Source organism: Chryseobacterium sp. WX, from assembly GCF_029542485.1.
GTDB lineage: Bacteria > Bacteroidota > Bacteroidia > Flavobacteriales > Weeksellaceae > Chryseobacterium > Chryseobacterium cucumeris.
Genome location: NZ_CP120710.1, coordinates 2,771,122 through 2,796,428 on the forward strand (window position 1 = coordinate 2,771,122; position 25,307 = coordinate 2,796,428).

The window sequence follows — 25,307 nt, forward strand, 5'->3', positions numbered from 1 at the left end:
ATATAATTATTGATTGTAAATATGCACATCTCTTTGAGGAAAAGGTATTCCGATTCCAGCTTTATCGAGAGCTTCTTTACAACCGATGATTAGTTCTTCATTCATCGTCCAGAAATTTTCAGTGGAAGCACTTACTCTTACAGATACATTGACAGCACTGTCTCCCAATTCAGTAACTACCACTTGTGGAGCAGGTGTTGCAAGAGCATATTGATTATTCTTAATAACATTCATTAAAATATCCTTGGTATGTCTAAGATCTGCATCATAGGCAATTCCGATATCCAGTGATGTTCTTCTTGTACCCAGTTGGGTAAAATTGGTAATACTGTTATTTGAAACCACTCCGTTAGGAATAACGATCAGCTGGTTTTGTGGGGTGATCAGTTTTGTATGAAAAATATCAATAGCATCTACAGTCCCTGAAACCCCTGAATTGGTAGAAATAAAATCACCAATCTTAAAAGGTTTTAATAGTAGAATTAAGATTCCGCCTGCAAAATTTGTTAAGGACCCCTGTAAAGCTAAACCAACCGCTAAACCTGCGGCACCAATCATTGCAACAAATGCAGAGGTTTGTACTCCAAGCTGCGTTACAACTACAATAAACAAAAGAATATTAAGTCCCCAGTTGATAATATTTAAAAGAAAATGCTGCAGTGAAGCTTCCATATTTCTTTTTTTGAAAGCTTTTTCCACCAGTTTCTTAATCATTCTGATCATCCATGATCCGATAAGATAAATTAATAATGCAGAAATGATTGCAGTAAAGATTCTCGGTGCCCATGAAATTGCTGAAGAAATTAAGGTATCCCAGTGTTGTTGAATCTTGTTCAGTTCTAAATCGTCCATTTTATACTATGTGTTTTACTATTTATATCAATGAAGCATTGACATCTTCTGCAGGATCTGGAAAAAAAAAGAAATTCACCTTGCACTGTAGAGTGAAAGTAAATTATATTTTATCCTTAAAAATAGATTGACAGCAGAAAAGAATATTTCTGCTTTACTCAATAATCATTCAGAAATTGAATCTTGCAGGAAGAAATAATTTTTGGATCATAGAATTACAAAAACGATACCGAAGTGTGAGTGTTTTCAAAGAAAATAATATCAAGAAACATTCTCTAAGGTAATTTTGCAGCCAGACTTTCCGGTAAAAGCCTAAGAATATGGTAGATAATTTTCCACTTAAAATTCGGAACAATGGTAAAGGAATTTCCAGCATTGACAATAAATTTCGCCACATAATCCGGCTCCATGATCAGAAATTCATTCAGTTCCAGCCCTTCGTTGATTTTTGTTCTGATATAACCAATAACCAAGGCATTCACAATTATTTTTCGGGAAGCTAGTTCCTGTCTCAATCCCGCAAGAAACTGAGTAAATGCAGCCTTTGTGCTTCCGTAGACAAAATTACTTTTTCTTCCTCTTACTCCTGACAAGGAAGAGAGTCCGATTATTCTTTCCAGGTTGGTATTGCTTTTATCCATTGCAATAATACTCAGGATAGAAACTCCCCCCATATAATTGACTTCCATCATTTGTCTGGCTCCCTTGAAATCAGCCAGCGCCTTTTGATTGTCTACTAAAAAACCTGCGGAATAAACCACAATATGAGGTTGTACAGAAAGACTGGAATAAAACTGATGATGAGAATCAAAATCTGCAGCATCAAAATACAAAACAGAAACTTTGGAGCGGTCCAGATTGTTTGATCCAATAAAATCATTCAAAGAGTTTATATTCCTGGAAGCTGCAATTACGGAAAATCCTTTTTCAACATATTGTATTATACATTGTTTCGCTACATCTGAATTGGCTCCCAGAATAAGAACCGTTTTGTTTGTGTTTTGCTTCATGAAGCAAAGATAATTTTTTATTAAACACTAATTTCACTAATTGCTTTTCACAAATGGACACAATTTTCTCAAACCAGTGTATAAAAAATTGCGGCGGGTGAACAAAGTTCACCCGCCGCAGCTTAATATTTTCAGACTGAATTATTTCTTTTCTTCAGTTGCTGTTTCTTTTTTGTCATCTGCCTTTTCAGCAGTTTTTGCTTTATCTCCAAAACGAGCCTCAGTCATTTCTCTTGAAACTGCTGCTTTTTCGAATTTCAGTTTTCCGGATAATGTTTCGATAACAAAACCGTCATCCTGAACCTGAGCAATTCTTCCGTGAAGGCCCGATGTAAGAACTACTCTTGTTCCCACTTTAAGGTTTTCCTGAAAGTTTTTCTCCTGCTTTTGCTTTTTCATTTGAGGTCTGATCATCAGGAAATAAAATCCTACAAACATTACCCCCATCATGATCAGCATCATAGGTGAAGAACCACCCTGTGCCTGTAAAAATAGTGTCAACATATTTAAAATATTATGGCTGAATGTTCGCCGTGAAAGTTAATCTGATTGGAGCTTTTTCTACATTAGCAAAAACGTCTGCATACTTCTGAACGTTTCCGTCGAAGCTTGAAGAATCGAAGTGTAAAGTAACTTTTCCTTTTTTACCAGGCATGATAGGCTCTTTTGTAAAATCAGGAGCTGTACATCCGCATCCTGGCTTCACTTCAGAAATAATCAATGGGTTTTTACCTGTGTTGGTAATTTCATATACATGCTCTACTTTATCTCCTTTTTTGATTTTTCCAAAATCGAAGCTGTTTTCAGATAAAGCTACAGAAGTAGATGGTTCGTTAGAAACCGGAGCAACTGTTTCACCTGCTACAGGTGCTACTGCAGAATCAGTGGTAACCGGAGCGGCAACAGCTGCAGAATCAGTAGTTGCAGTTTCAGCACTTTGAGTTTCCTTGTTTTCTTTTTTACATGAAACTAACCCAAAGCCTATAATTGACAAGGCGATAATTGATAACGTCTTTTTCATTTTATATTCTATTTTGATCTTTACAATATTTATCTAAAATACCATTGATGAAGATATTGGAACGGTCTGTAGCAAATACTTTTGCAATTTCAATATATTCATTAATGATCACTCTTGAAGGTGTGAAAGCAAAGTTATCAAGCTCTGCAATGGCTGTTGATAAAATTACTTTATCCATTAGAGAAACTCTTTCCAGATCCCAGTTTTCCAGTCTTTCTTCCAGTTTCTTTTCATTGTTTTCCCAGTTGTTCAGGGTATCTCTTAGCAATTTTGAAGCGAATGTTTTATCTTCTTCATCTTTAATCATTTTGATCAAAGTTCTGCTTTCTTCATCTTCTCTCAGGAAACCGATTGTTTTTTGTACCATTGAATTGGCGATATGGATATCATCATACCATGAAAGTTCCTTATCACCTAAATAGTCATGAAAATCTTCATTTTCAGCAATATACCTTAAAAATAATTTACCTATAAATTTCTGATCTTCTTCAAAAGAATATCCTTCTTCTTTCATGAAATCCTGATAACGTTTCCCAGCAGTAATTCTCTGGAAAGTTTTTACCAATAAATCATCATGCATATCCCATTTCAACTGCTTGTGCTGTCCCGTAAAAAATAATCTTTCAGGATTTTCTTCCAGCTTAAGCAATACCTGGTTGTTGATGAATTTTTGGTTAGGATTAATATCAGCATCAGTTTTAAGAAATTTATTCTTACCAATTTCGATCTGATTTTCTGCCAAATCTTTCAAACCCACCAAAAAGTTGAGCTGATAGATGTATAGATAATAGATTTTCTCTATCCCGGCAAACATGTTTTTCTCTAAAACATCAAATTTTACAGGATTTTGGTAGTAAGAATACACGGTCTGTACTACTTTTTCACGGATTTGTCGTCTTCCTAACATTCAAAGAGCTTTTTTATGGCTGCAAAGATACGAAATTTAAAATTGATGAAATTCGTAGTGTGATGACATTTTTGTAATTTTGTGCAACTATATGAAAGCGCTTAAAACCTTAAACCCCTATTTTTGGAAACACAAAATACTATTGTTTTGGGGGGTACTCTTTATCATTGCCAGTAATTTCTTTAATATATATAAGGTTCAGTTTGTAGGAAAATCTGTGGATGAACTTACAAAAAATGGGAATCTTGGCTTTAACAATCAGGTTCTGATTTATGTTGGAATTATTGTAGGATGTTCTCTTTTAACCGGATTCTTTACCTTTATGATGAGACAGACCATCATTGTTGCATCCAGAAGAATAGAATACGAACTTAAAAATAAAATCTACAGACATTATCAGGATCTATCTTTAACGGATTATAAACAAACTACTATCGGAGACTTGATGAACAGATTAAGTGAAGATGTGGTGGCAGTAAGAATGTATCTTGGTCCCGGGGTAATGTATGTAGCCAACCTCATTGTACTGGTAATTATTACAGCTATTTACATGGTAAAAACGGATGCTTCCATGACGATGTGGACTTTACTTCCACTTCCTATTTTATCTTTTGCCATTTATAAGGTAAGTTCTATTATCAATAAAAAATCAAAGATCATGCAGAAAAGCCAGTCTGCGATTTCAACTTTTGTTCAGGACAGTTTTTCCGGAATCCGTGTGGTAAAATTTTTCGCCAGAGAAAAATACATTGAAAAAAACTACGGAATCAAAGTCACCGATTATCAGAATAAAGCTTTAGATCTTGCCAAAACAGAAGCCTATTTCTTCACCATTATTCTTTTTGTCATCGGATTATTAAATGTTGCTATTATCTGGATTGGAGGTACAAAATATATTGCCGGAGAATTAAGCATTGGTAAGATTGCTGATTTCTTTATGTATATCAACACCCTGATTTTCCCTTTTTCCATGGTAGGTTGGGTAACTTCTGTCAACCAGAGAGCTGAAGCATCCATGCAGAGGATCAATGAATTTATGGATAAAAAATCGGAGATTATTAACACTAATTTTGAAAACTATCCAATCAAGGGAGATATAGAATTCAGAAATGTTTCTTACGTATATCCAAATACAGGGATCAAAGCCCTGGACAATCTAAGTTTTAAAGTAAAAGCCGGAGAATCATTAGCTATTATGGGGAAAACCGGTAGTGGAAAATCAACAATTGCCTTGCTATTATGCCGATTAATAGATCCTACAGAAGGGGAAATTTTAATTGATGGTAAAAACCTGAAAGACCATAATCTGGAGAACTACAGAAACTTTATCGGATATATTCCTCAGGAGAGCTACTTATTCTCTGATTCTATTGAAAATAATATTGGTTTTGCCATTGATCATCCTTCTCATGAGAAAGTAGTAGAGTATTCCAATATTGCGGATGTTCACAAAAATATTATAGAGTTTAAAGACCAATATAAAACACTTGTAGGTGAACGCGGAGTCATGCTTTCGGGGGGGCAAAAGCAAAGAATTTGTATCGCAAGAGCCTTAATTAAGGATCCTAATATCATTATTTTTGATGATTCTCTGTCCGCTTTAGACACAGAAACGGAGCAGAATATTCTGGAAAATATTGACAAAAAAATCAGTAACGCAACTTCCATAATTATCACACACAGAGAGTCTAGCGCACAAAAAGCCCATCAGATTATCAACCTAACCGAAATTGCCAATTCTGTAACCGCTTAGCCATTTCATTCTCAATTGTTAAATAAATCATAAAAAAAATTTTGTGATTAAAAGAATTCTTTTATATTTGTTCTTAACAAGATTAAAAAATATCTAACAATGAGTGAATACAAGGAACGCCATGAAAATGAGATTTTCACGAAGGTGTTAAAAGCAGGGAGAAGAACTTATTTCTTTGATGTGCGCGAGACGAAAGCAGGAGATTATTATCTTACAATCACTGAGAGTAAGAAGAATTTCGGAGAGAATGGGGAAGCTACATTCGAGAAGCATAAAATTTACCTTTACAAGGAAGATTTTAAGAGTTTCCAGGAGATGTTTAATGAGTCCACAGATTTCATCATTAATGAAAAGGGTGAGGATGTAATTTCAGAAAAACATGACAAAGACTTCAAAAGCAGATCTTACACAATAGATTCTGACGACGAGGTTTAAAAAAGAATATCTAAAAACACAAGCATCTGAAAAAGATGCTTTTTTTATGCGCTAAGACAGGATTTTTTATAAACACTTTTTATAGTTTGGCAAAGATTTTATTTTTGTTGTAAACCTGTTGAATTATTAGTATTCCGGATAATTTTTGCAGCAGAAAATAAAACAACCCCTCCATCATTTCGCAGGGTAATTAATTCATCATTTTTAAATTGAGAATTAAAATTACCCAAACACATGATATTATCTTTAGTCTGTAATATTGGAAAGCGTTCAGAGCCCAAAGTAGACAACCCATTTTTAGTCAATTTATAAACTAAATATTCTCCATCAGAATTCTTATGGGCAATAACTTCATTAATCCCGTCTCCATTAATATCTCCAACAGCCAATCCTTTCCATTCAACACGAGCGCTCCCTACTGATTGTGCAATTTTTGTTACAATTCCTTTATCATCTATATTATAAACATATATCCCATTGTGCACAGCATCTGGTGAATCTATTGCAAGGACAATCTCATCCTTTAAATCATTATTCAGATTACCCGCGGCCACTGCTGTAATTTTGGAGTTTTTTGGAAGATTGAGAGCATTAGTATAAACAACCTGAACATGCGTTCCATTGAATTTATACACTAATACTTCTTTATTAGCATTTCCTACGACTATACACTCATCTTTACCTCCGCTAATAAAGTTCCCTGCAACTACTCCTACCCAATCCGCTTTAGTACTTAATCCTGTAAATTTTACTTTTTCAATAATATCCTTGTTTTCAACTTTTAAAACATAAAGTCCATTATATTTGGGATCAGCATGATGACTTAATGCTATAATTTCACTTTTATTATCATCAAAAAAATCACCGGCAGCTATCCCTTTCCAATTATATTTTCCATTGTAATATTTATTATTTGCCACTGAACGAAATTCTTTATTATAAGGTTCTCTAACCCCTATCATACCATCAGAATTTCTTACAACAACAAACTCATCTTCGCTATCATCGTCAAAATTACCACTTGCTACTCCCTGCCAATCAGACGTTTTATTCCAACTATGGTCTGTATTTACGGGTACGATAAGATTTTCAAAATTAGCTAAGAGTGCCACTGTTAAAAAAGAACCTTCTACCTCTATTTTCTCATAGTAGTTCTTAGCAGCCAGCAAATCAGCAATTCTTTGATAAAGCCTTTTATCATATTCTGAAAGATAAAGCCACATATAGTTAATATAATTACCATAGGGTGAGTCTCCGATTTTATTATTAGACTTAATATTCCAAGATTCTTTATTGTAATTTACTCCCATATTTACAGATAAAGGAAACTGGTATATATCTTTCATAAACGTATTGATATAGTATTGAATATCTGAAAGTGAGTATATAGGTTTTCCTTTATACAAAATATTATACTTATAGCATTCATAGGGAAAACTTATCGTTAAACCAGCATGGGGAATATCTTCATACAAGTCTGTATTTCCCCAATATTTCCAAATATTAGATTGTAAATTCTTATTGAAAAAAGTATTTGATTTTAAAAAATTTGACAATCCAATCAATTTTGTAAGATATCTATCTTGAGAGGTCGCTCTATACATTTGGACAAACACCCTTCCAATCGAGCTTTGCATATTAAAAGGTAAGATTTTGCCTGCATATTTTATAGGAGGGTTATTATCTCTTTCTCTATAATAACCTATACCACCAGATTCTGTTTGCCACTGATCTTCATGAAAGTCAAGTGTTTCATTAATTTTTTGTATTATATCATCAGCAATACGTTTATATGTTTGTTTACCATAGCGTCCCTGTGGATCTGAAATCAAATTTTGGACATCAGAACCTTTCGCTTTAACTATTGCAACAAACTTAGCCATGGGATACAGTATATTAGCACTATGCACCAAATGGGCATAAGGAGATCCTGAGTCTGCTATTTCATTATAATGATTGGTAGACCAAACAGCACCCGATACTCCCCTATAATCGGAAACTTTTCTCAATCCCTGTAACTGTCCTCTGAGATCGTCTCTTCGGTCAATTACGTTTCCTATACACTTGATTAGTGTTTCTGCATATTTTTTTTCACCCGTCTTTTCGTACATTAATACCAACGCTTCCATTTGAGCGGGCAATCCCCATGAGAACTCAAGTCTGTTTTCATCCGTTGAATACCGTATTGATTTATCATACCCTTTGTCATCAAATAACGTTTGATAATAAGATTGAGGCTTTGATTGAGAATAAGATTTTAATGCAGCTAGTACAATAATTATAGTAAACAGATTCTTCATATTAAGTACTTTTTGATTCAGAATAATTCAAAGATTTTTTTTCATGATTTTAGTAGAAACAAATATAAAGGTTTTCTTTCCCTGTTACTAATTTTATTACCTGATTCACAAGTTGTACAAAAATAATAAGTACACCTTTTCAAGTGTACTTATGTATGATAATAGGAATTTTAGAACCCTAAAACCTTATGTTATTTATTTTTTTAAATTTACCTTACTACCTGCCCATCAAAGGTAACAGGCTTCAGAAAACTAAATAACTTATTCGGAAGCTCATTCTGACAAGGATCATTTGAATGCTTATTGCTATTAGAGCTACCTCTGATAACTTTTGTAGCAGAAAACATTACGATACCTCCATCTTTTCTGAGAGTAACCAGCTCCTCATTTTGTGAACTGGTATCAAAATTACCGAAACACATTATATTATTTTTGGTTTGGAGCACAGGAAATCTTTCAACATCTCCACTAGCCAAAGTATTCCCATTTAATTTATACACTGCATACTCTCCATCAAAATTTCTGTGAGCAATAATTTCATCCGCTCCATTACCATCAAGATTTCCAACAGCTAATCCTCTCCATTCTAAAGCTAAGCCCCCTCCTGTAGATTGGGTTATTTTTGTCATTACACCATTATCGTCCACACTGTAAACATGTATTCCATTATAAGCAGCATCTTCAGCATCCACAAGCAACACAATCTCATCTTTACCAAGACCGTCAAGATTACCTGATGCTACTGCTGTAATTTTAGAATTTACGGGTAGATTCAGAGCATTAGTGTGAACCAATTGAGGAGTAGTTCCGTTAAAATCAAAAACAAGTACTTCTTTATTTAAATTTTTGACAGCAATAAAATCATCTTTCCCACCGGTAATAAAATTTCCAGCAGCAGCTCCTATCCAATCAGATTGCGCATTCCATCCTATAGATTTTGTATGTTCAACAATATTATTATTTTCAATTTTTAAAATATAAACACCATTATTAGCAGGATCAGCATGATTGCTTAATATTATAATTTCACTTTTATTATCACCAAAAAAATCTCCGGCTGCTATACCTTTCCAATCATATTGATTATTATAATATTTGTCGTTTGTAACGGAATGAAATTTTTTCTCAAAAGGTTCCATAGTACCTATCATTCCATCATAATTTCTGATGACAACAAATTCATTAGCATCATCTCCATCAAAATTACCGCTTGCAACTCCTCTCCAGTCTGAACCCTCTCCCCATCCATGTTCCGTATTGACAGGTACAATCAAGTTTTCATAATAAGCTAGATAGGCAACCACTAAAGGGAAATTTTCAGGTTGTAAAGGCATATAATATTTTTCTGCAGTCTGTATTTCAGCAAGTAGCTGATATATTTTTTTATCATATTCAGATAAACCTGCCCACTGGAAACAAGTGTAAGTACTTAGGTCTACACCACTAGGAATTCCATATTTTAAATTCCAGGGTATCAGAGAATAGTTCACTCCATTATTTATATACAAAGGAGCCCTATAAATATCTTTCGTTAAGGTATTAGCATAGGCTTGCATATCTGAATCTGTATAAATAAGTGCTCCCCCGTTAGAAATATTATATTTACGGCACTCATAGGGAAAAGATACAGTTAAACCACCATGAGAAATATCTTCCCGCAAAGTACTTACTTTCCAATATGTCCAGCTATTGGACCCTAGATTAGTATTAAATGAGGTATTTGCTTTTAAAAAATTAGCAATTTGGGTAAGTTTTGTTAGGTAATCCGGGTTATCTGTTGCCCTATACATCTGTACCAATACTCTTCCCATTGCACTTTGCATATTAAAAGGTAAAATTTCACCATCGTTATCTATTGGCGGATTATCATTCCGTTCTTTATAATAACCTATATTACCAGATTGAGTAAACCATTGACCTTCATGATAATGAAGCGTTTCGATTACTTTTTGTATAAGGTCATCAGCAATAGCGATAAAAGTCATATTATTATAACGCCCTACTGATTGATACAGAATGTTTTGAAGTAAGCTATTCTTTTTAATAATAGCTGCAAACTTAGCCATTGGATAAGTTATATTAGCACTATGTACCACATGAGCATAAGTTTTTCCATCACCTGGATTTGTATTATAATGATCAGTTGACCATGCAGCACCAGAAATTCCACGGTAATCGGAAATATTACTTACACCTATATTGGTTGGTAATTGATCTCTAAGATCATCTCTCCTATCAATCACGTTACCCATAGTCCCTATTAAAACATTAGCATATTTTGGATCATGTGTCTTTTCGTACATCAATACCAATGCTTCCATATGAGCAGATACAATCCATGAAAATTCTAATTGGTTTGGACTTGTTGAATTAAGGGGTACTACATCATATTGCTTACTATCAAATAGGTTTTTATAGTAAGATTGAGCATAAGACTGTAGAACAAATAATAACGTGAGAATTGTAAAGAGTTTTTTCATAGTAATAGTTTTGATTTTTGAGATCATCTTAAAGAGAAATATTTCCCTTGAAGCCGGCTAGACAAATATAAAAGTTTCAATCATCAATCCGTGAATTTATTTTAAAGGATCAAAGAATACCATTTTTATGCGTTGGCTCAAGATTATAAACTTAATACGTGAAAAATTTTAGAGAAAAAAGTAAAAAAAGAAACTTTCAACGACTGCTGAAATTAGTACAAAATAAAAAAGTACACTTTCAAAAAGTGTACTTTCTTTGGGTGAATGATGGGTCTCGAACCCACGACCTTCGGAACCACAATCCGACGCTCTAACCAACTGAGCTACAATCACCGTTTTCTGAGTGCAAATATAGGACAATTTCCTCAACTACCAAACAATTCCATCAAAATTTTTCAAAGAAATTAATCTTTCAGACGTAAAGCCCTCAGCATAAGCAACTCCCGATAACCGCCCTAAATCCTGTGCCCGGTAGGTTAAGCTTTCATAAAAGTCTTTTGTGGTAATGGGAGTCTCAGGTTCTTTAGAAGTTGGGTCATAAAACTGAGTTTTGTACGCCATACAAGCTTCCAGTTTTTTAGGCAGGTATTCTGAAATGTCAATAACAAATTCCGGTTTAATATCTTTCCACTGAATATAATGAAAAATATGTTTTGGCCTCCACACTTCCTGAGATTCGCCTTCCAGTACGGTTTCAATTTTTCTCAGTCCGGACAAAAAGCACGCATCCGATACTAATTTCGCTCCTTTTGCGTGATCCGGGTGTCTATCATCAATTGCATTAGCCAAGACGATTTCTGGCCTGTATTTGCGGATCATTTTTACAATCCTCATTTGATATTCTTCGGAATTCAATAAAAACCCATCTTTCATTCCAAGATTCTCTCTTGCGGAAAGCCCAAGGATTTTGGCTGCATCCGCAGCTTCAACTTTTCTCGTTTCATCTGTACCTCTTGTTCCGAGTTCTCCTCTTGTAAGATCTACAACTACACATATTTTCCCTTCAGAAACCATTTTGGCAATAGTTCCTCCACACCCCAATTCTACATCATCAGGATGCGCTCCAAAAGCAAGTATATCAGTTTTCATAAAATCAAAGATAAGTTTAAAATAAAAAATTCCCAAACATTACGAATGGGAAGTTTTAATATCTATAATTTAAATTTTAAATTACTTGTTGATTTCTGCATTTAATTTTACAGCATCCTGATAAGTAGGGTCTAGCTGTAAAGATTTAGCTACATAATCTTTTGCTTTTGCCATATCAGAATCTTTACTCATATATGCTACTGCAAAGTAAGCGTAAGCAAGGGTCTGTTTGTTAGCTTCCTGATCAGCAGGTTTTACTGTGCTGATGAATTTCTCATAAGCCAATTTTGCTGCTTCATTGTTTCCTGCCTGCTGGTAAGAATATCCCTGGCTGTAATAAGCCGGAGCCCAATCAGGAAGAAGTGCTGACATTTTTTGCCATGTAAGAATTGCTCCATTCCAGTTTTTAACATCCTGATAAGCTGTTGCTAACTTAAATAATGAATCAGAATCCTGGCTGTTGGCAGCAACTTTCTGTTTCAATGCTTCAATTTCAGGATTAGTAGGTCCTTTGTCAGCTTCTGCCTGAGAAGCTCCACCACCACCTGCGATGTTTGCTAATTCAAGATCCCACTTCATTGTTTCATCCTTAGCAGCTTTTGCAATACCTACTTTTTGCTGAGCTTCAGCCATTAAAGCAGATTTTTTAGCAGCATCTTTTTCATCTTTTGCTAAACCAGCAGCAATAAGTCCCTGTAAGCCTTGGTCTGCAGGCAATACTCTTGTTTTCTCTGCCTGAGAAACGAAAGTATCCATATTTTGCTTGGCGTCTGCATAATTTCTATCTGCATATGCATTATAAGCTCTCAATTTGAATTTGATAGGATCATCAATTTTATCAAAAATCTTATCTAATACCATTTTAGAGTTTGCATAATCTTCGTTTGTAAAGTATAGTTTTGCAATTTCTAATTGAGTATACGGATCTTCATCAGCATATTTGGTATAGTTAATAAGATCTTGTGTAGCTTTTGCATTCTGTTGGTATCTGATATCGTAACCAGCCAATGCTTTGTATGCAGGGGCATAAGTAGGATCTACAGCAATTGCTTTATCAACGCTTTCTTTAGCTTTTTGCCATACCTGTGCTGCCATCCATAAAGTAGCCATTCTCGTGTAAACGGAAGCTTTATTTTTAGCTACAGGTAACGCCTTGTCGTAAGCTGACATTGCTTCTCCTGGAGATCTTTTCAATCTGTAAGCGTCTCCTAATGTATAATAATAATGTGCAGGAACTCCTTTTTTCTCAGCTTTCTCGATAGCTTTAGTCAAAAACTGAATAGCAAGATCAGGTGAACTGTTTTTCTCGAATAGAGTTAAAGCTTCTGCTGCTCTGAAAAGAACTTCAGCATCTTTTTCTCTTGAATCAGTAACTACTTTCTGAATTTCAGCAATGGCATTTTTATCACCTTTACCCAATTTAACAGCAGCTAAACCAATTTTGTTCAGATAGCTTTTACCATCAGCCGCTAAGCCTTTATTGAAATTTTCAGTTGCTTTAGCGTAATCTGGCTCTCCTTGTCTTAAGAAAGTATTTCCTAAATAGAAGTAGTTATCAGCTGTGGGCTCTTTAGCGATCATTTCAGTGAAGTTTGTTTTTGCCTGCGCAAATTTATCACTGTCTATACTGTTGATACCATCCTGCAATGTCTGTGCAGAGGCAAAACCGGTAAAAAATACCACGGCTGCTCCAAAAGCAATCTTCTTTACATTCATATTCATTATATCTTTCATTTTATATTTTCAAATAATTGAGTTTTATTCTACACAATTTTCAGACCAAATCAAAATTTTTAATGAGGATAAATTGTGAATTTAATATTTTTTAACGCATCTGCACTTCTCTCTTATAAATATTATAAGGTTGCAACCCTTCTTTCTGTACAATTTTTTGACCTAAATGGGTACATGAAAATCTTATAAATCCATTGGCAATATTAAAATTACCCTCGTTAATCAGGAAATAAAGCACTCTTGTAAACGGATATTTCATTGTACGAAGTCCTTCAAAATCCGCATTGTATAATTTTCCTTTCTCAACCACAGGAAGAATCTTCACCATCTCTCTCAATTTTTCAGACGTTTTATCATAAGGACGGCTAAAAGTATTCAATCCAATAACGCCTATTTTATCGGGATATTTTCCTAACTCCTCTATAATCTTCTGATTTCCCGGAATAATGGAAAATTTCATGTCTTTTGGCTGTTTTTTTAATTTCTCAGCAACAAAATTCAGGTTACTGGAGTTCGTTCCATCAAAAATAAATTCCTTTTTATCAGACATCAACCCGCTATTGATTTCTTCTATTGAAATACTTTCTTTCGGAGAATCTTTAGGAACAACAAAAACTACTGCATCTGCAGCAAATTTAGCAGGAAGAAACTTTAAATCTGTTCTTTCCTCATATGTTTTTATTTCTTCAGGATTAAGATTTCTGGACATTACTACCACTTTAGCACTTCCTTTCAAAAGATCAAGAAGTCCTAAATCTTCTTTCTTGGTTTCTACTTTGATGTGTGTCTCAGGATAGTTGATCATATAGCCGTCAGCTAATGCTTCTGTAACGCTTTGAAAAGATTCGTCAGTAAAAATTGTAAGATCACCTTTGTGATAAGAAGGAGTGTTTTTCTCCTTTTTGCAGCTTGCAAGCATCATAGTCAATACAAAAATTACTGCAAGCTTGAAACTATTCTTCATTTCTCGATTTTTTAATTCTTGAGATCGCCCTGTAAATTCTAAAAATACCATAAATAATAAGCACCACTCCCAATGCATAAGCAACAGCTGGCTCTAAAATAGTAAAGAAGAATTTGTAGACAATCACTACAATTCCTAAAACGATATAAAACAATCCCGTAACCAGGGATAACCAATTGAACATCATGTAACAAAAATACCAAAAAAAATAAAAAGAGAAGCATAAGCCTCTCTTTTTATTTATATTTTGAATAAATAAGTCTTATTCAAAGTTCATAGTAAATGGTACGCTATAGTAAGATCTAACGCTCTCCCCGTTTCTTTTCGCAGGAGTCCATTTTTTAAGTTTCTTAACTACACGCATCGCTTCACTGTTGAAGTCGCCGTTTGGAGATTTCTCTTCAATCGTTACATTCGAAACAGTACCGTCTTTTTCTACAACGAACTTAAGCTTCGCTTTAAGTGTTCCTTCACCTCCTTCCATCAAAGAAGTATCAAAGTTATCACCCAGGAACTTTCTCAATGCTCCCATACCTCCAGGATATTCTGCAGACTGGTCAACATCTTTATAGATCTCGTTAGGGTTGTTCGCTTTCACTTCTACTGTACTAGCTTTAGTACCTGTAGATGGTGGCGGCGGTGGTGGTGTATAAGCCGGAGCTTTTACCCCCTCCTGATTCTGTAAACCAGTTGTAGTTTCCAACTGCTTAGAAATCGGTGGTGGTGGAGTTTCAATTTTCGGAGCTTTTACAGGCTCAGGAACTACGTTCTGAATTACCTCAATTTTCTCCTCTTCTTTTGGAGGTGGTGGTGGTGGAGGTGGTTCTTCTTCTTTAGGCTGCTCGATAATCGGATCTTCTTCGATAATATCTACAAGATCTGCCTTCACTTCCTGCTTAGGCGGAGCTGTAAGATTTTTAATCGTAAGATAGATGAACGGAGACAAAGCTGCCAAAAGGAATAATGCTGTTCCGATAATAAAAGACTTTGTTAAAAGTCTCGGATACTGATGTCTAAGATCATAGGCACCATATTCCTTGTTTCTATTTTCAAATACGATCTCGTCTAAAGTAAGATTCTGACCGTATACATTTTCATCTGCCATAGATTAGATATAACAATTTTATGGTTAAATTACTTTGTAGCAGCAGCCGGTGCAGCAGCACCTCCTACTTTTTTCTCATAAATAGCTTTCTCCCAAGGTTTGATATCAGTAACCCCGTACTGCTCACTTTTGGTAATTGCCATTTCATCAAGAATATCAACAAAGTTCTTATATACAGCATCGTCAGTTGGCTTAATGATCACGGTAAATTTCGTTTGATCTGCAGCTCTAGATTTTGCCTGCTGAATTACTTTTCTAATTCCTTCTCTGTCAAGAGTAGTTTCCATAAGAGTTTGGTCATTCAAGGATGTAGCATCCTGCTGGTGCCAGAAAACTCTATTATTTTTTCCTAATAAGATAGAAATTGAGTTAGAAAGTTTAATTTCTGTTGGAGGTGGTTTTTTTGTTTCATCTTTCGGTTTAGCCGGAAGACCCAAATCCATAACGTTCGGTTTACTGAACGTAGTTGTGAACATAAAGAAGGTAATCAATAGAAAACCCAAGTCCACCATCGGAGTCATATCGACTCTGGTGTTTTGCTTCTTGGAACGGACCTTGCCGCCCTTGCCGCCTTTTTCTTGTACTTGTACTTCTGCCATTTCTATCGATATTATTCGTTAGGTTTACCTTCTTGTGATGTAATCAACCAAAATTTAAGAAAATCAATATCTCTTAAACCCTCAAATAGACTTTTAACTTTAGGATATTCTGTTGTAACGTCACCTTTAATCGCCAACTTGTAGTCAGGGTTAACGCTCAAACTTTCTTTTACCCAATCAATTAATTGCTTATTTGTACTGTCCATAGGAATACCTGTAGGACTCTTATAATTTTTCTGCTCATCTGCAGGCAGATCCAAATACCCTTTAAGTTGGTTCATTGGAACTCCAATTGCCTGAATTTTCTGGAAAGCAGCTTTTTGGTTGTTGTCAAAAGTAATCCCATACTTTTGTCCCATTTTATCCAAAAGAGCAAGTCTTTCTGATGCATTTTCTACTGGCTGGAAATAGAATTTTCCGTCCGGAGTAGCGTTGATAGTCATTAAACTAGCATCAGGAAGCAATTTTTCCGAAATTGAAGATGGCGGTTTGATCTGCTCCACGTCAGGTTTTTTAAACTGAGTGGTCAAGATAAAGAACGTAAGAAGTAGGAACGCAACGTCACACATTGCGGTCATGTCCGTTACTACTCCATGTCTTTTAGGTTTGACTCTCGCCATTATTATAAAATATTTTTAATTAAACTTCTTTTAATTGCTAATGCAAATATCTTGCTAATTCTTAGTTGAATTCAGCGAAAGACTGTTGGATACTCATAGAGATCTCGTCGATCTTGTAAGTTAATCCATCAATTTTAGATGTAAAGAAGTTATAAAGGATAATAGCGATTGCTGAAGTACCAATACCTAATGCCGTGTTAATCAAGGCTTCAGAGATACCTGTAGATAGAGCAGCAGCATCTGGAGTACCACCTCCTGAACCTAATGCAAAGAACGCTTTGATCATCCCGATTACTGTTCCAAGTAGTGCGATTAGGGTTGCAACTGTACCTAGAGTAGAAAGGATCATCATGTTTTTCTCAAGCATTGGCATCTCAAGAGTAGTAGCTTCTTCGATAGCTTTGTTAAGTGCTACCATTTTCTGCTCTTTATTTAATGTAGTATCGTGAGAAAGTGCTTTATAAGTAGTAAGACCTTCTTTTACTACGTTACCAACAGAACCTTGTTGTCTGTCACACTCTTCGATAGCTTCGTCGATTTTGTTTTGGTTTAGTAAGCTTCTTACCTGTACAACAAAGTTGTCTAAGTTTCCTTTTCCAGCTGCTTTACCAAGAACGAAATATCTTTCAAAAGAGAAAACGATTACAGTAATCATGAAAGTAATCAAGATTGGTACGATAACCCCTCCTTTGTAGATAATACCTAAAAACGATTCTGGGTGAATGTCTTTTCCTTCAACACTTGAAAAAGCTACAGAACCACTTCCTAGTTTTTCTGCATCCTTAAAGTTTCCTGGGCTACCAAGAACGAATAAATAAATACATACTCCTATAGCAAATAGAATAGGAATAATAACAGCTGGATTTAAACCTCCTGCCTTTCTAGCAACTACTTGCTCATCATTTTTTGAAACATTCATTTCCATATTTAACTAAATTATATTGTTTTAAAATTTTACAGGGTGTAAATTAAAGGCAAAATTAATTAAAATGCAAGAGTCTTAATTAAACATTTTGCTTTTTTTTGATAAAGAAATTTTAATACGATTTCGAAATAATAATTATTTTAAATTATTTTATTTATTTTTTCCAAATTTAACATTTGAATTAAAAAATCATAAAAATAAGACACCCATTTTTTTTAATTTCCCAATGTTAATTTTTTTTTAAATTACGATATTCACAATACGGTGAGGGACTACAATGATTTTTTTAGGGGTTTTACCCTCCAAAATCTGTTGCATTTTCTCGTTAGAAATCACCAAATCTTCTACTTCCTTGGCAGATAATTGAGCGGAAAGTGAAATTTTGAACTTCATTTTACCATTTACGCTTACCGGATACTCAATTTCGTCTTCAACCAGATAATCCTCATTCAATGCCGGGAATCTTTCAAATTCTATCGATGTACCGTGTCCTAATAAACTCCACAATTCTTCACAGATGTGAGGAGCATACGGAGAAATGATAACGGCAAGCGGTTCTAAAATATTGCGCTTGTTGCATTTTATTTTCTGAAGCTCGTTTACAGCAATCATAAAGGATGATACTGAAGTATTGAAAGAGAAGTTTTCAATATCGTATACTACCTTCTTTATTAAGGTATGTAAAACTTTGTATTCCGCTTTTGTAGGTTCTTCGTCTGAAACTTCAAATACGTCTCCGTTGAAATACAGGTTCCAGAATTTTTTAAGGAAACCATATACTCCGCTTAATCCTTGAGTATTCCAAGGCTTGGATTGTTCTAACGGTCCTAAGAACATTTCATATAATCTTAATCCGTCTGCTCCGTACTCTTCACAGATATCGTCAGGATTGACTACGTTATATTTTGACTTGGACATTTTTTCTACTTCACGGTCTGTGATGTATTTTCCGTCTTCCAGAATAAATTCTGCATCTGCATAATCCGGTCTCCATGCTTTGAAGGCTTCTGTATCCAATTCGTCAGAAGTTCCTTTTAATAAGGATACGTCTACGTGAATCTGCTGAGTCTGGTAATCTTTAGCTAAATTTTTAGACACATATTGATTTGTGCCGTCAATTCTGTATACAAATGCACTCATTCCTAAGATCATCCCCTGATTGATCAGTTTCTGGAATGGTTCATCATGGCTGATATATCCTCTGTCTTTTAAGAACATGTTCCAGAAACGGGAATACAATAAGTGACCGGTTGCATGTTCGCTTCCTCCTATATATAGGTCTACCTGTCCCCAATAATCTGCTAACTCTTTTTTAACAAAAGTTTCTTCATCATTCGGATCCATGTATCTAAGGAAATACCACGAGCTTCCTGCCCAACCTGGCATTGTAGATAATTCTAACGGGAAAATAGTTTTGTCATCAATAAGATCTGTAGCTACTACTTTCTGGTTAGCTTCATCCCATGCAAATTCTTTTGCATTTCCCAATGGTGGATCTCCATCTTCTGTAGGTAAGTATTTTTCAACTTCAGGAAGTTCCAAAGGTAAAGCGGAAGTTGGCAACGTGTAAGGCATTCCATCCTTATAATATATAGGAACTGGTTCTCCCCAATAACGCTGTCTTGAGAAAATAGCATCACGCTGTCTGTAGTTTGTTGTTCCATGACCGATTCCTTTCGTTTCGATCTCGGAAATCATTTTTGCTTTCGCTTCATTATAATGTAATCCGTCTAAGAAATCAGAGTTTACACAAACGGAATCTTTGGAATCAAAGGATTTTTCCTGAACATCTTCTTCCGTTTCTACCACTTTCTTGATTTCAAGATTAAATTTCTTGGCAAATCTGTGGTCACGTTCATCGTGTGCCGGAACTGCCATCACAGCTCCTGTTCCATATCCCATCAACACATAGTCGGAAATATAGATCGGCATTTTTTCATTGCTGAAAGGATTGATTGCATAACTTCCTGTGAAAGCTCCGCTCACGTTTTTCACGTCAGACATTCTGTCTCTCTCCGTTTTCTTGGATGTTTCCTCAATATAAGTATCTACTTCTACTTTTTGAGCATCTGTAGTAATGGTTTCCACTAAAGGATTTTCCGGAGCCAGTACCATAAAGGTTGCTCCAAAGATAGTGTCAGGCCTTGTTGTAAATACTTCAACAGTTTCGTCATGTCCTTCTACTTTGAACTGAACTTGTGCTCCCTGAGATTTCCCAATCCAGTATTCCTGGGAATCTTTCAACGGCTGCGGCCAGTCTAAGGTATTTAATCCCTGTAATAATCTTTCAGAATATGCGGAAATTCTCATACTCCACTGCATCATTTTCTTCTGGAAAACCGGGAATCCTCCTCTTTCGGATTTTCCATCCTTTACTTCATCGTTGGCCAATACAGTTCCTAATGCAGGGCACCAGTTTACAGTGGTTTCTGCTCTGTAAGCAAGACGGTAGTTTAAAAGGATGTTTTCTTTATCAATTTCAGAAGCATTCTTCCATTCTTCTGCAGTGAAATTTAATTCGTCGTTCTGATTGGCATTTAATCCTTCTGTTCCTTTTTCTTCAAAATGATGAATTAAAGAATCAATAGCCTCCGCCTTATCTGTATTTTTATTATACCAGGAATGATACAACTGGATAAAAATCCATTGTGTCCATTTATAATAAGAAGCATCTGAAGTTCTTACTTCTCTGCTCCAGTCGAATGAGAAACCGATTTTTCTCAGCTGCTCTTCATATCTGTTGATATTTTGTTCTGTAGTAATAGCCGGATGCTGTCCTGTCTGAATAGCATATTGTTCAGCAGGAAGTCCAAAGCTGTCATATCCTACCGGGTGGAGTACATTAAACCCCTGATGTCTTTTGTATCTCGCATAGATATCCGATGCAATATATCCCAGCGGGTGACCTACGTGAAGTCCTGCTCCTGATGGGTACGGAAACATATCGAGTACATAAAACTTAGGTTTGTCTGTGTTATTAGAGGTTTTATAGGTTTGATTTTCCTCCCAGTATTTCTGCCACTTTTTTTCTATCTGCTGATGATCGTAAAACACTTGATATATATGTTATATGTTAGACTGATTATTTTTCTTTTTGTCAAGATTCACAAAATTAATGATTTTAAAGTAAATAGAAATTGAAATTATGATGAATTACAAATTCTACCTCAACAAAAAAATCCCATCCGGAGATGAGATCTGTTTTATATCCTGAAGTATATACTATTATTGAGTAACTCTCTTGAAGGTATATGTTCTTGTCTGGAATATAGTAGGATCCTGAGTCTCCTCTCTTACCGCAAGATTGAGCGTTGTTGCATCCAAAGTAATCACCTTTGCATTCTGCGGCTCTACGATTCCCTGAATTTTCATCTGAACGTCTTTCCCTTCCTTATTATAAGTATAATTGAATTTTATATCTGAAAGAATAGCACACTGACCAGGGGTAGCAGTATCTCCCCAGTTCGTTTTCCCTCCCTTAGAATCAACGCTGAACCACCATCTTGTCTTTTTCTGACAGTCTGTATAAGTAATCGTGTTAGAAACCGGGTCTTCACCAACTTCTACAGTGGTAACTACTTCTTTTAACGGTTGCCATGTCCCAACAAGAGGAGCTTCCAGAACAGTATCATTGTCACTACTACAGCCTGTAGCTGCAGCAAACAAAGATAAACCTGCAAATAGTAATGCTAATTTCTTCATAGATCAATTTTTTCAAGCGCTAAAATTATAATTTTTTTGATTTATATTACTATTTTTTATGAAAAATTATTTCATCGACGATTATTTATATATATTTAAAAATAGGGACACCTGATTTTCCCTTTATTTAACAAATAGTGAATACATGAGCATCGTTCATTCTATTAAAAAAGTTATTTTTGCAGGAAACAAAATACAAATGCAGGATATTACGAGAAACAATTTTGATTTTATACGTGTTCTCCTTGCCTTTATTGTCTTTTTGGGACATCTTGGCACACTCAGCGCTTCTCCTGACCTCAGGATTTTTGAGCATAGCCCTATAGAAATTGCTGTTTTCGGCTTTTTTGCGGTGAGCGGATTTCTTATTGCAAGGAGCTATGAAAGGTCTTCAAGCCTGAAAAGCTATTTAAAAAAGAGAATCAGAAGAATTGTTCCCGCCTACTTATTGGTTATTTTTTTATGCGCAATTTTATTAAGCCTGGTAAGTACCTATTCCTTCACTGAATATTTCAGCAATACACAAGTTTATAAATACCTATTTTGGAATTCATTATTTTTAAATTTTAAGGCACCCTGGCTTCCCGGAGTTTTTGGGAATCAAGCAGTGAATGGAGCCCTATGGACACTGAAAATAGAAATGTGCTACTATTTTGCGGTTCCTCTGTTGTTTTTGCTTTTCGGGAAAAACAATAAATACAGAAATGTAAGTTTGGTTATTCTATACTTCTTATCACTTATTTATCTAAATTATTTTGAATCTTTAAATAAAATTTCCCTTGCCAAACAGCTTCCAGGAACATTATCCTATTTTATCCCTGGAATGTTGATTTACTTTAATTTCGATAAATTTATCCAGCATAAAAATATCATTTTCATTATTGCATTCGTTACTGTGTGGATTGACTTATTTTTAAAAGTTCAGCTTTTTTCTCCAATGATGATCGGAGTTATCGTAATGTATGTTGCCTATTCATTCAAATTCTTAAATAATTTTGGAAAATATGGTGATTTCACCTATGGAATCTACATTTTCCACTTCCCTATTATCAGGACTTTCCAGACTTTAGGATTGTTTGAAGATTACAATCCATTTGTAATGGCTTTGGTATGTATGTTGGTGGTAATTGCAGTAGGTATAAGCTCCTGGCATCTTTATGAAAAAAGATTTTTATAATTTAGCAGTTTAAAAAACATAAATGAAAGATCTTGTCTCCATCATTACTCCCTGTTATAATTCTGCAGAATTTATCGAGGAAACCATACAGTCTGTTCTTAACCAAACCTATGAAAATTGGGAGTGGCTCATTACTGACGACCTTTCCAAAGATAATACCGTTGAGATCATCCGAAAATATAATGATCCCAGAATAAAACTGCAGGTACTGGAGAAAAACGGAGGCGCAGGAAATGCAAGAAACAACAGCCTGGAAAGAGCACAGGGAAGATATATTGCCTTTCTGGATTCCGATGATTACTGGTATCCCGAATATCTGGAAATGATGACGGATTATATGCAGGAGCACAAAGCAGAACTTGTTTATTGTAATTATTCAAGATGCGATGAACAGCTTCAGCCTATACTTAAAGATTTCTTGGCGGATAAAGTGGTTACATTCTCCAATCTGCTGAAAACATGTCGTCTGGCACCGGTTTCTACAATGTATGACACTCAAAGAGTCGGCAAGTTTTTATTCCCTGTAAAAAGTAAACGCGAAGATCATGTGATGTGGCTGAATCTTTTAAAAGTAATTCCGGAAGGAATTCCTGTAAAAAAGACACTGGCCAAATACAGGATGCGTGAAAACAGCGTTTCAAGAAATAAAAAAAACATCATTAAAGATCAATATCTTGTTTATAAAGATTTCATGGGATTCTCCACAGTAAAATCGTTGTATTATACGGCTAACTGGGCATTAAACGGATTTCTGAAATATTCGAAAATTTTCAATTAATGGAGTATTCAAAAGAGTTCAAAGCCGCTCTGAGTGCTTTTTCCGGAACGGAGAAGGACAAACTTATTTTCAGACTCCTGAGAAAGGATAAATTATTATCTAAAAAACTCTACTTCGAACTGATTGATCCGGAAACCACGGATGATAAAAGAAACGCGATGGAAGAACATGTGAAGGAACAGATGCTCTTGGCCTCAAAGTATGTGGGAAATGCTAAATATTTCCTGTCTACTGTTCGAAAAATAAGTGCTGAAATCACGGAACATGTAAAAATAACGACCGATAAATTCGGAGAGGTTTCCCTGAATCTTCTTCTCGTGAATAAGGTATTGGAAAATAATGGTGATCTCAGCAGACAAAGGTTTGATAATGTTTACAAGCTTTATATTTACACCATCAACAAAATTTTCAAGTCATTAATTCTTGTAAAAAAACTGGATGAAGATTACTGGATGGAAATTGATGAATACCTTCGTGATACCCTGAATAAAGTTTTAGAAAATCATTATCTCCAAAAGCTATGCATCAATAATGGTCTTGACTTCAACTGGTTTGAATGTGACAGAATTCCGGATAATATCGATCAGATTATGAAAGACATTAAAAGCCAGGGATTTTTACGATAGGATTTTCTGAAGAATCATTCTGGTAGAATCAGGTTTTCCGTCTACGAATTTTTCTGCATTTTGAGACATTTCAGTAAGTTCTTCTCTGTTATCCTCATTCGTAAGAAATAAAACAAATTCTGAAGCTGCATATTCGTCAGGGAAAGACTTTCCGCCATTGGCCGAGATCAGGTCATCCGCTTCCGGATTCTTTTTGTAATGATTTCCAAAGATCACAGGAACACCAAAAGTAGCGGCTTCCAGAATATTGTGAAGTCCCGCATCATGAAATCCTCCTCCTACAACAGCTACATCTGCATAAGAATATAATTTTGATAATAAACCAATGCTGTCTATAATCAGAATTGGAGTATTGAAAGTTGAAGGCCGGGTATTTTGTATTTCACTATACAATAAGGCATCCGGGAATATATTTTTCAAATGCTCTACTCTTTTCAGATCGTGGGGGGCAATAATAAGTTTTACCGTATTATTTTTACGGGAAACTACTTCTGCTATTTTCTCTTCTGCCTGCCATGAACTTCCAAAAACAACAGCTTTACTTTCCCCTTTGAAATCTGCAATGAAATCTACATGATTATTTCTTTCTCGCAACTGTTTTACTCTGTCAAATCTTGTATCTCCCGTTACGGAAGACTTCATTAATCCAACGCTTTTCGCCAAGGCCAAGGAAAACTGAGTCTGGTGAAAAAACCAGTCTACATTTTTCTGAAGCTGCTTCACAAACCATTTTCCATAGGAAGTAAAAAAAGATTGTCTTTCATAAAACAGTGCAGAAATGACATAAATCTCTGTCCCTTTATTTTTCAGTTCTGCAAGGAGGTTATACCAATAATCATATTTAACCGTAAAAAATAGTTCAGTATTAAATTGGTCTGTAAATTCTCTTACAATACTTTTTTTATCGAAAGGCAAATAACAAATAACGTCTGCAATATGTTTTTTCTTAACCACATTTTCATATCCTGATGGAGAAAAGAAGGTCACGAGTATTTTGTGTTGAGGAAAATTCTCTTTCAATTTCTCCAGAACAGGTAATCCCTGTTCATATTCGCCCAGGCTTGCAGCATGCATCCAAATTACCTGATCTGTTTTTGAAAATGCAGACTTTACTTTATTCAAAGACTGACTTCTTCCTTCAACGCCTTTTTTAGTTTTATCATTAATCAAGGCAAAAACCTTCATACCGAAGGTAAGAAGACTGATAAATATATTGTATAAAAAAGCCAT

General features: G+C 35.1%; 23 protein-coding genes and 1 tRNA gene. 5 read left to right on the forward strand and 19 right to left on the reverse strand.

All coding sequences use genetic code 11. The features are described from left to right. Positions 1-6: 6 nt before the first annotated feature. The 5 genes from PZ898_RS12465 to PZ898_RS12485 all read right to left on the reverse strand — a co-directional run bounded on the left by PZ898_RS12465 (position 7) and on the right by PZ898_RS12485 (position 3,790). Positions 7-852: a mechanosensitive ion channel family protein gene (locus PZ898_RS12465; protein WP_062675768.1), complete on the reverse strand. Its 846-nt coding sequence runs from the start codon at positions 850-852 to the stop codon at positions 7-9. 275 nt (positions 853-1,127) lie between these two features. Then, positions 1,128-1,862: an SDR family NAD(P)-dependent oxidoreductase gene (locus tag PZ898_RS12470; protein WP_062675767.1), complete on the reverse strand. Its 735-nt coding sequence runs from the start codon at positions 1,860-1,862 to the stop codon at positions 1,128-1,130. Positions 1,863-2,003: 141 nt separating this feature from the next. Then, positions 2,004-2,366, reverse strand: a complete 363-nt coding sequence (gene yajC / locus PZ898_RS12475) for a preprotein translocase subunit YajC (protein ID WP_062675766.1) — start codon at positions 2,364-2,366, stop codon at positions 2,004-2,006. A 10-nt stretch (positions 2,367-2,376) separates the two neighbouring features. Next, entirely contained in the window at positions 2,377-2,883 is a 507-nt protein-coding gene (locus tag PZ898_RS12480) for a DUF1573 domain-containing protein (RefSeq protein ID WP_277693469.1), read from the reverse strand. A gap of 1 nt (position 2,884) precedes the next feature. Beyond that, positions 2,885-3,790 carry a transcription antitermination protein NusB gene (locus PZ898_RS12485; protein ID WP_062675764.1) on the reverse strand — a complete coding sequence of 302 codons (906 nt, stop codon included), beginning with the start codon at positions 3,788-3,790 and terminating at the stop codon, positions 2,885-2,887. 91 nt (positions 3,791-3,881) lie between these two features. On the opposite strand from PZ898_RS12485, the gene PZ898_RS12490 reads away from it, so the two are divergent. Together PZ898_RS12490 and PZ898_RS12495 are read left to right on the forward strand one after the other, a co-directional pair. Then, on the forward strand, positions 3,882-5,543 hold the full coding sequence (locus PZ898_RS12490) for an ABC transporter ATP-binding protein (RefSeq protein ID WP_062675763.1): 1,662 nt from the start codon (positions 3,882-3,884) through the stop codon (positions 5,541-5,543). A gap of 99 nt (positions 5,544-5,642) precedes the next feature. Then, entirely contained in the window at positions 5,643-5,978 is a 336-nt protein-coding gene (locus PZ898_RS12495) for a DUF3276 family protein (RefSeq protein ID WP_002976288.1), read from the forward strand. 98 nt (positions 5,979-6,076) lie between these two features. On the opposite strand, the gene PZ898_RS12500 is transcribed toward PZ898_RS12495, so the two are convergent. From PZ898_RS12500 to PZ898_RS12560, 13 genes are all read right to left on the reverse strand, one after another. Then, positions 6,077-8,278, reverse strand: coding sequence for a VCBS repeat-containing protein (locus PZ898_RS12500; protein ID WP_277693470.1), 2,202 nt, complete (start codon positions 8,276-8,278; stop codon positions 6,077-6,079). A 209-nt stretch (positions 8,279-8,487) separates the two neighbouring features. Next, positions 8,488-10,758, reverse strand: coding sequence for a hypothetical protein (locus PZ898_RS12505; protein WP_277693471.1), 2,271 nt, complete (start codon positions 10,756-10,758; stop codon positions 8,488-8,490). 258 nt (positions 10,759-11,016) lie between these two features. Next, positions 11,017-11,092: transfer RNA gene (locus PZ898_RS12510), tRNA-His, on the reverse strand. A gap of 35 nt (positions 11,093-11,127) precedes the next feature. Further along, entirely contained in the window at positions 11,128-11,847 is a 720-nt protein-coding gene (gene bshB1 / locus PZ898_RS12515; protein WP_277693472.1) for a bacillithiol biosynthesis deacetylase BshB1, read from the reverse strand. A gap of 81 nt (positions 11,848-11,928) precedes the next feature. Next, the gene (locus PZ898_RS12520) at positions 11,929-13,581 is read right to left on the reverse strand and encodes a hypothetical protein (RefSeq protein WP_062675759.1); all 1,653 of its coding nucleotides are present in this window, start codon (positions 13,579-13,581) and stop codon (positions 11,929-11,931) included. A gap of 91 nt (positions 13,582-13,672) precedes the next feature. Further along, positions 13,673-14,545 carry a substrate-binding domain-containing protein gene (locus PZ898_RS12525; RefSeq protein WP_062675758.1) on the reverse strand — a complete coding sequence of 291 codons (873 nt, stop codon included), beginning with the start codon at positions 14,543-14,545 and terminating at the stop codon, positions 13,673-13,675. Beyond that, complete coding sequence (locus PZ898_RS12530) at positions 14,535-14,732, reverse strand: DUF308 domain-containing protein (protein WP_171006307.1); 198 nt, start codon at positions 14,730-14,732, stop codon at positions 14,535-14,537. Before PZ898_RS12530 ends, PZ898_RS12525 begins: the two co-directional genes overlap by 11 nt. A gap of 75 nt (positions 14,733-14,807) precedes the next feature. Continuing rightward, positions 14,808-15,650, reverse strand: coding sequence for an energy transducer TonB (locus tag PZ898_RS12535; protein ID WP_062675757.1), 843 nt, complete (start codon positions 15,648-15,650; stop codon positions 14,808-14,810). A 29-nt stretch (positions 15,651-15,679) separates the two neighbouring features. Continuing rightward, entirely contained in the window at positions 15,680-16,249 is a 570-nt protein-coding gene (locus PZ898_RS12540) for a biopolymer transporter ExbD (RefSeq protein WP_062675756.1), read from the reverse strand. An 11-nt stretch (positions 16,250-16,260) separates the two neighbouring features. Next, positions 16,261-16,869 (reverse strand): biopolymer transporter ExbD, encoded by a 609-nt coding sequence (locus PZ898_RS12545; protein ID WP_062675755.1) that lies wholly within the window; start codon positions 16,867-16,869, stop codon positions 16,261-16,263. Between the two features lie 61 nt (positions 16,870-16,930). Further along, complete coding sequence (locus tag PZ898_RS12550; protein ID WP_034693032.1) at positions 16,931-17,794, reverse strand: MotA/TolQ/ExbB proton channel family protein; 864 nt, start codon at positions 17,792-17,794, stop codon at positions 16,931-16,933. Between the two features lie 240 nt (positions 17,795-18,034). Next, positions 18,035-20,848: a leucine--tRNA ligase gene (leuS, locus tag PZ898_RS12555; RefSeq protein ID WP_277693473.1), complete on the reverse strand. Its 2,814-nt coding sequence runs from the start codon at positions 20,846-20,848 to the stop codon at positions 18,035-18,037. A 171-nt stretch (positions 20,849-21,019) separates the two neighbouring features. Continuing rightward, positions 21,020-21,496, reverse strand: coding sequence for a lipocalin family protein (locus PZ898_RS12560; RefSeq protein ID WP_120232718.1), 477 nt, complete (start codon positions 21,494-21,496; stop codon positions 21,020-21,022). A 145-nt stretch (positions 21,497-21,641) separates the two neighbouring features. On the opposite strand from PZ898_RS12560, the gene PZ898_RS12565 reads away from it, so the two are divergent. The 3 genes from PZ898_RS12565 to PZ898_RS12575 are packed head-to-tail and all read left to right on the forward strand — an operon-like array spanning position 21,642 to position 24,077. Continuing rightward, on the forward strand, positions 21,642-22,673 hold the full coding sequence (locus PZ898_RS12565) for an acyltransferase (protein ID WP_120232717.1): 1,032 nt from the start codon (positions 21,642-21,644) through the stop codon (positions 22,671-22,673). 22 nt (positions 22,674-22,695) lie between these two features. Next, positions 22,696-23,451, forward strand: coding sequence for a glycosyltransferase family 2 protein (locus PZ898_RS12570; protein ID WP_062675751.1), 756 nt, complete (start codon positions 22,696-22,698; stop codon positions 23,449-23,451). After that, positions 23,451-24,077 carry a deoxyuridine 5'-triphosphate nucleotidohydrolase gene (locus tag PZ898_RS12575; RefSeq protein ID WP_123279053.1) on the forward strand — a complete coding sequence of 209 codons (627 nt, stop codon included), beginning with the start codon at positions 23,451-23,453 and terminating at the stop codon, positions 24,075-24,077. The genes PZ898_RS12570 and PZ898_RS12575 overlap by 1 nt, the downstream gene beginning before the upstream one ends. Here the strand turns inward: PZ898_RS12575 and PZ898_RS12580 are convergent. Continuing rightward, positions 24,069-25,307 (reverse strand): glycosyltransferase N-terminal domain-containing protein, encoded by a 1,239-nt coding sequence (locus PZ898_RS12580; protein ID WP_120232715.1) that lies wholly within the window; start codon positions 25,305-25,307, stop codon positions 24,069-24,071. The genes PZ898_RS12575 and PZ898_RS12580 overlap by 9 nt on opposite strands.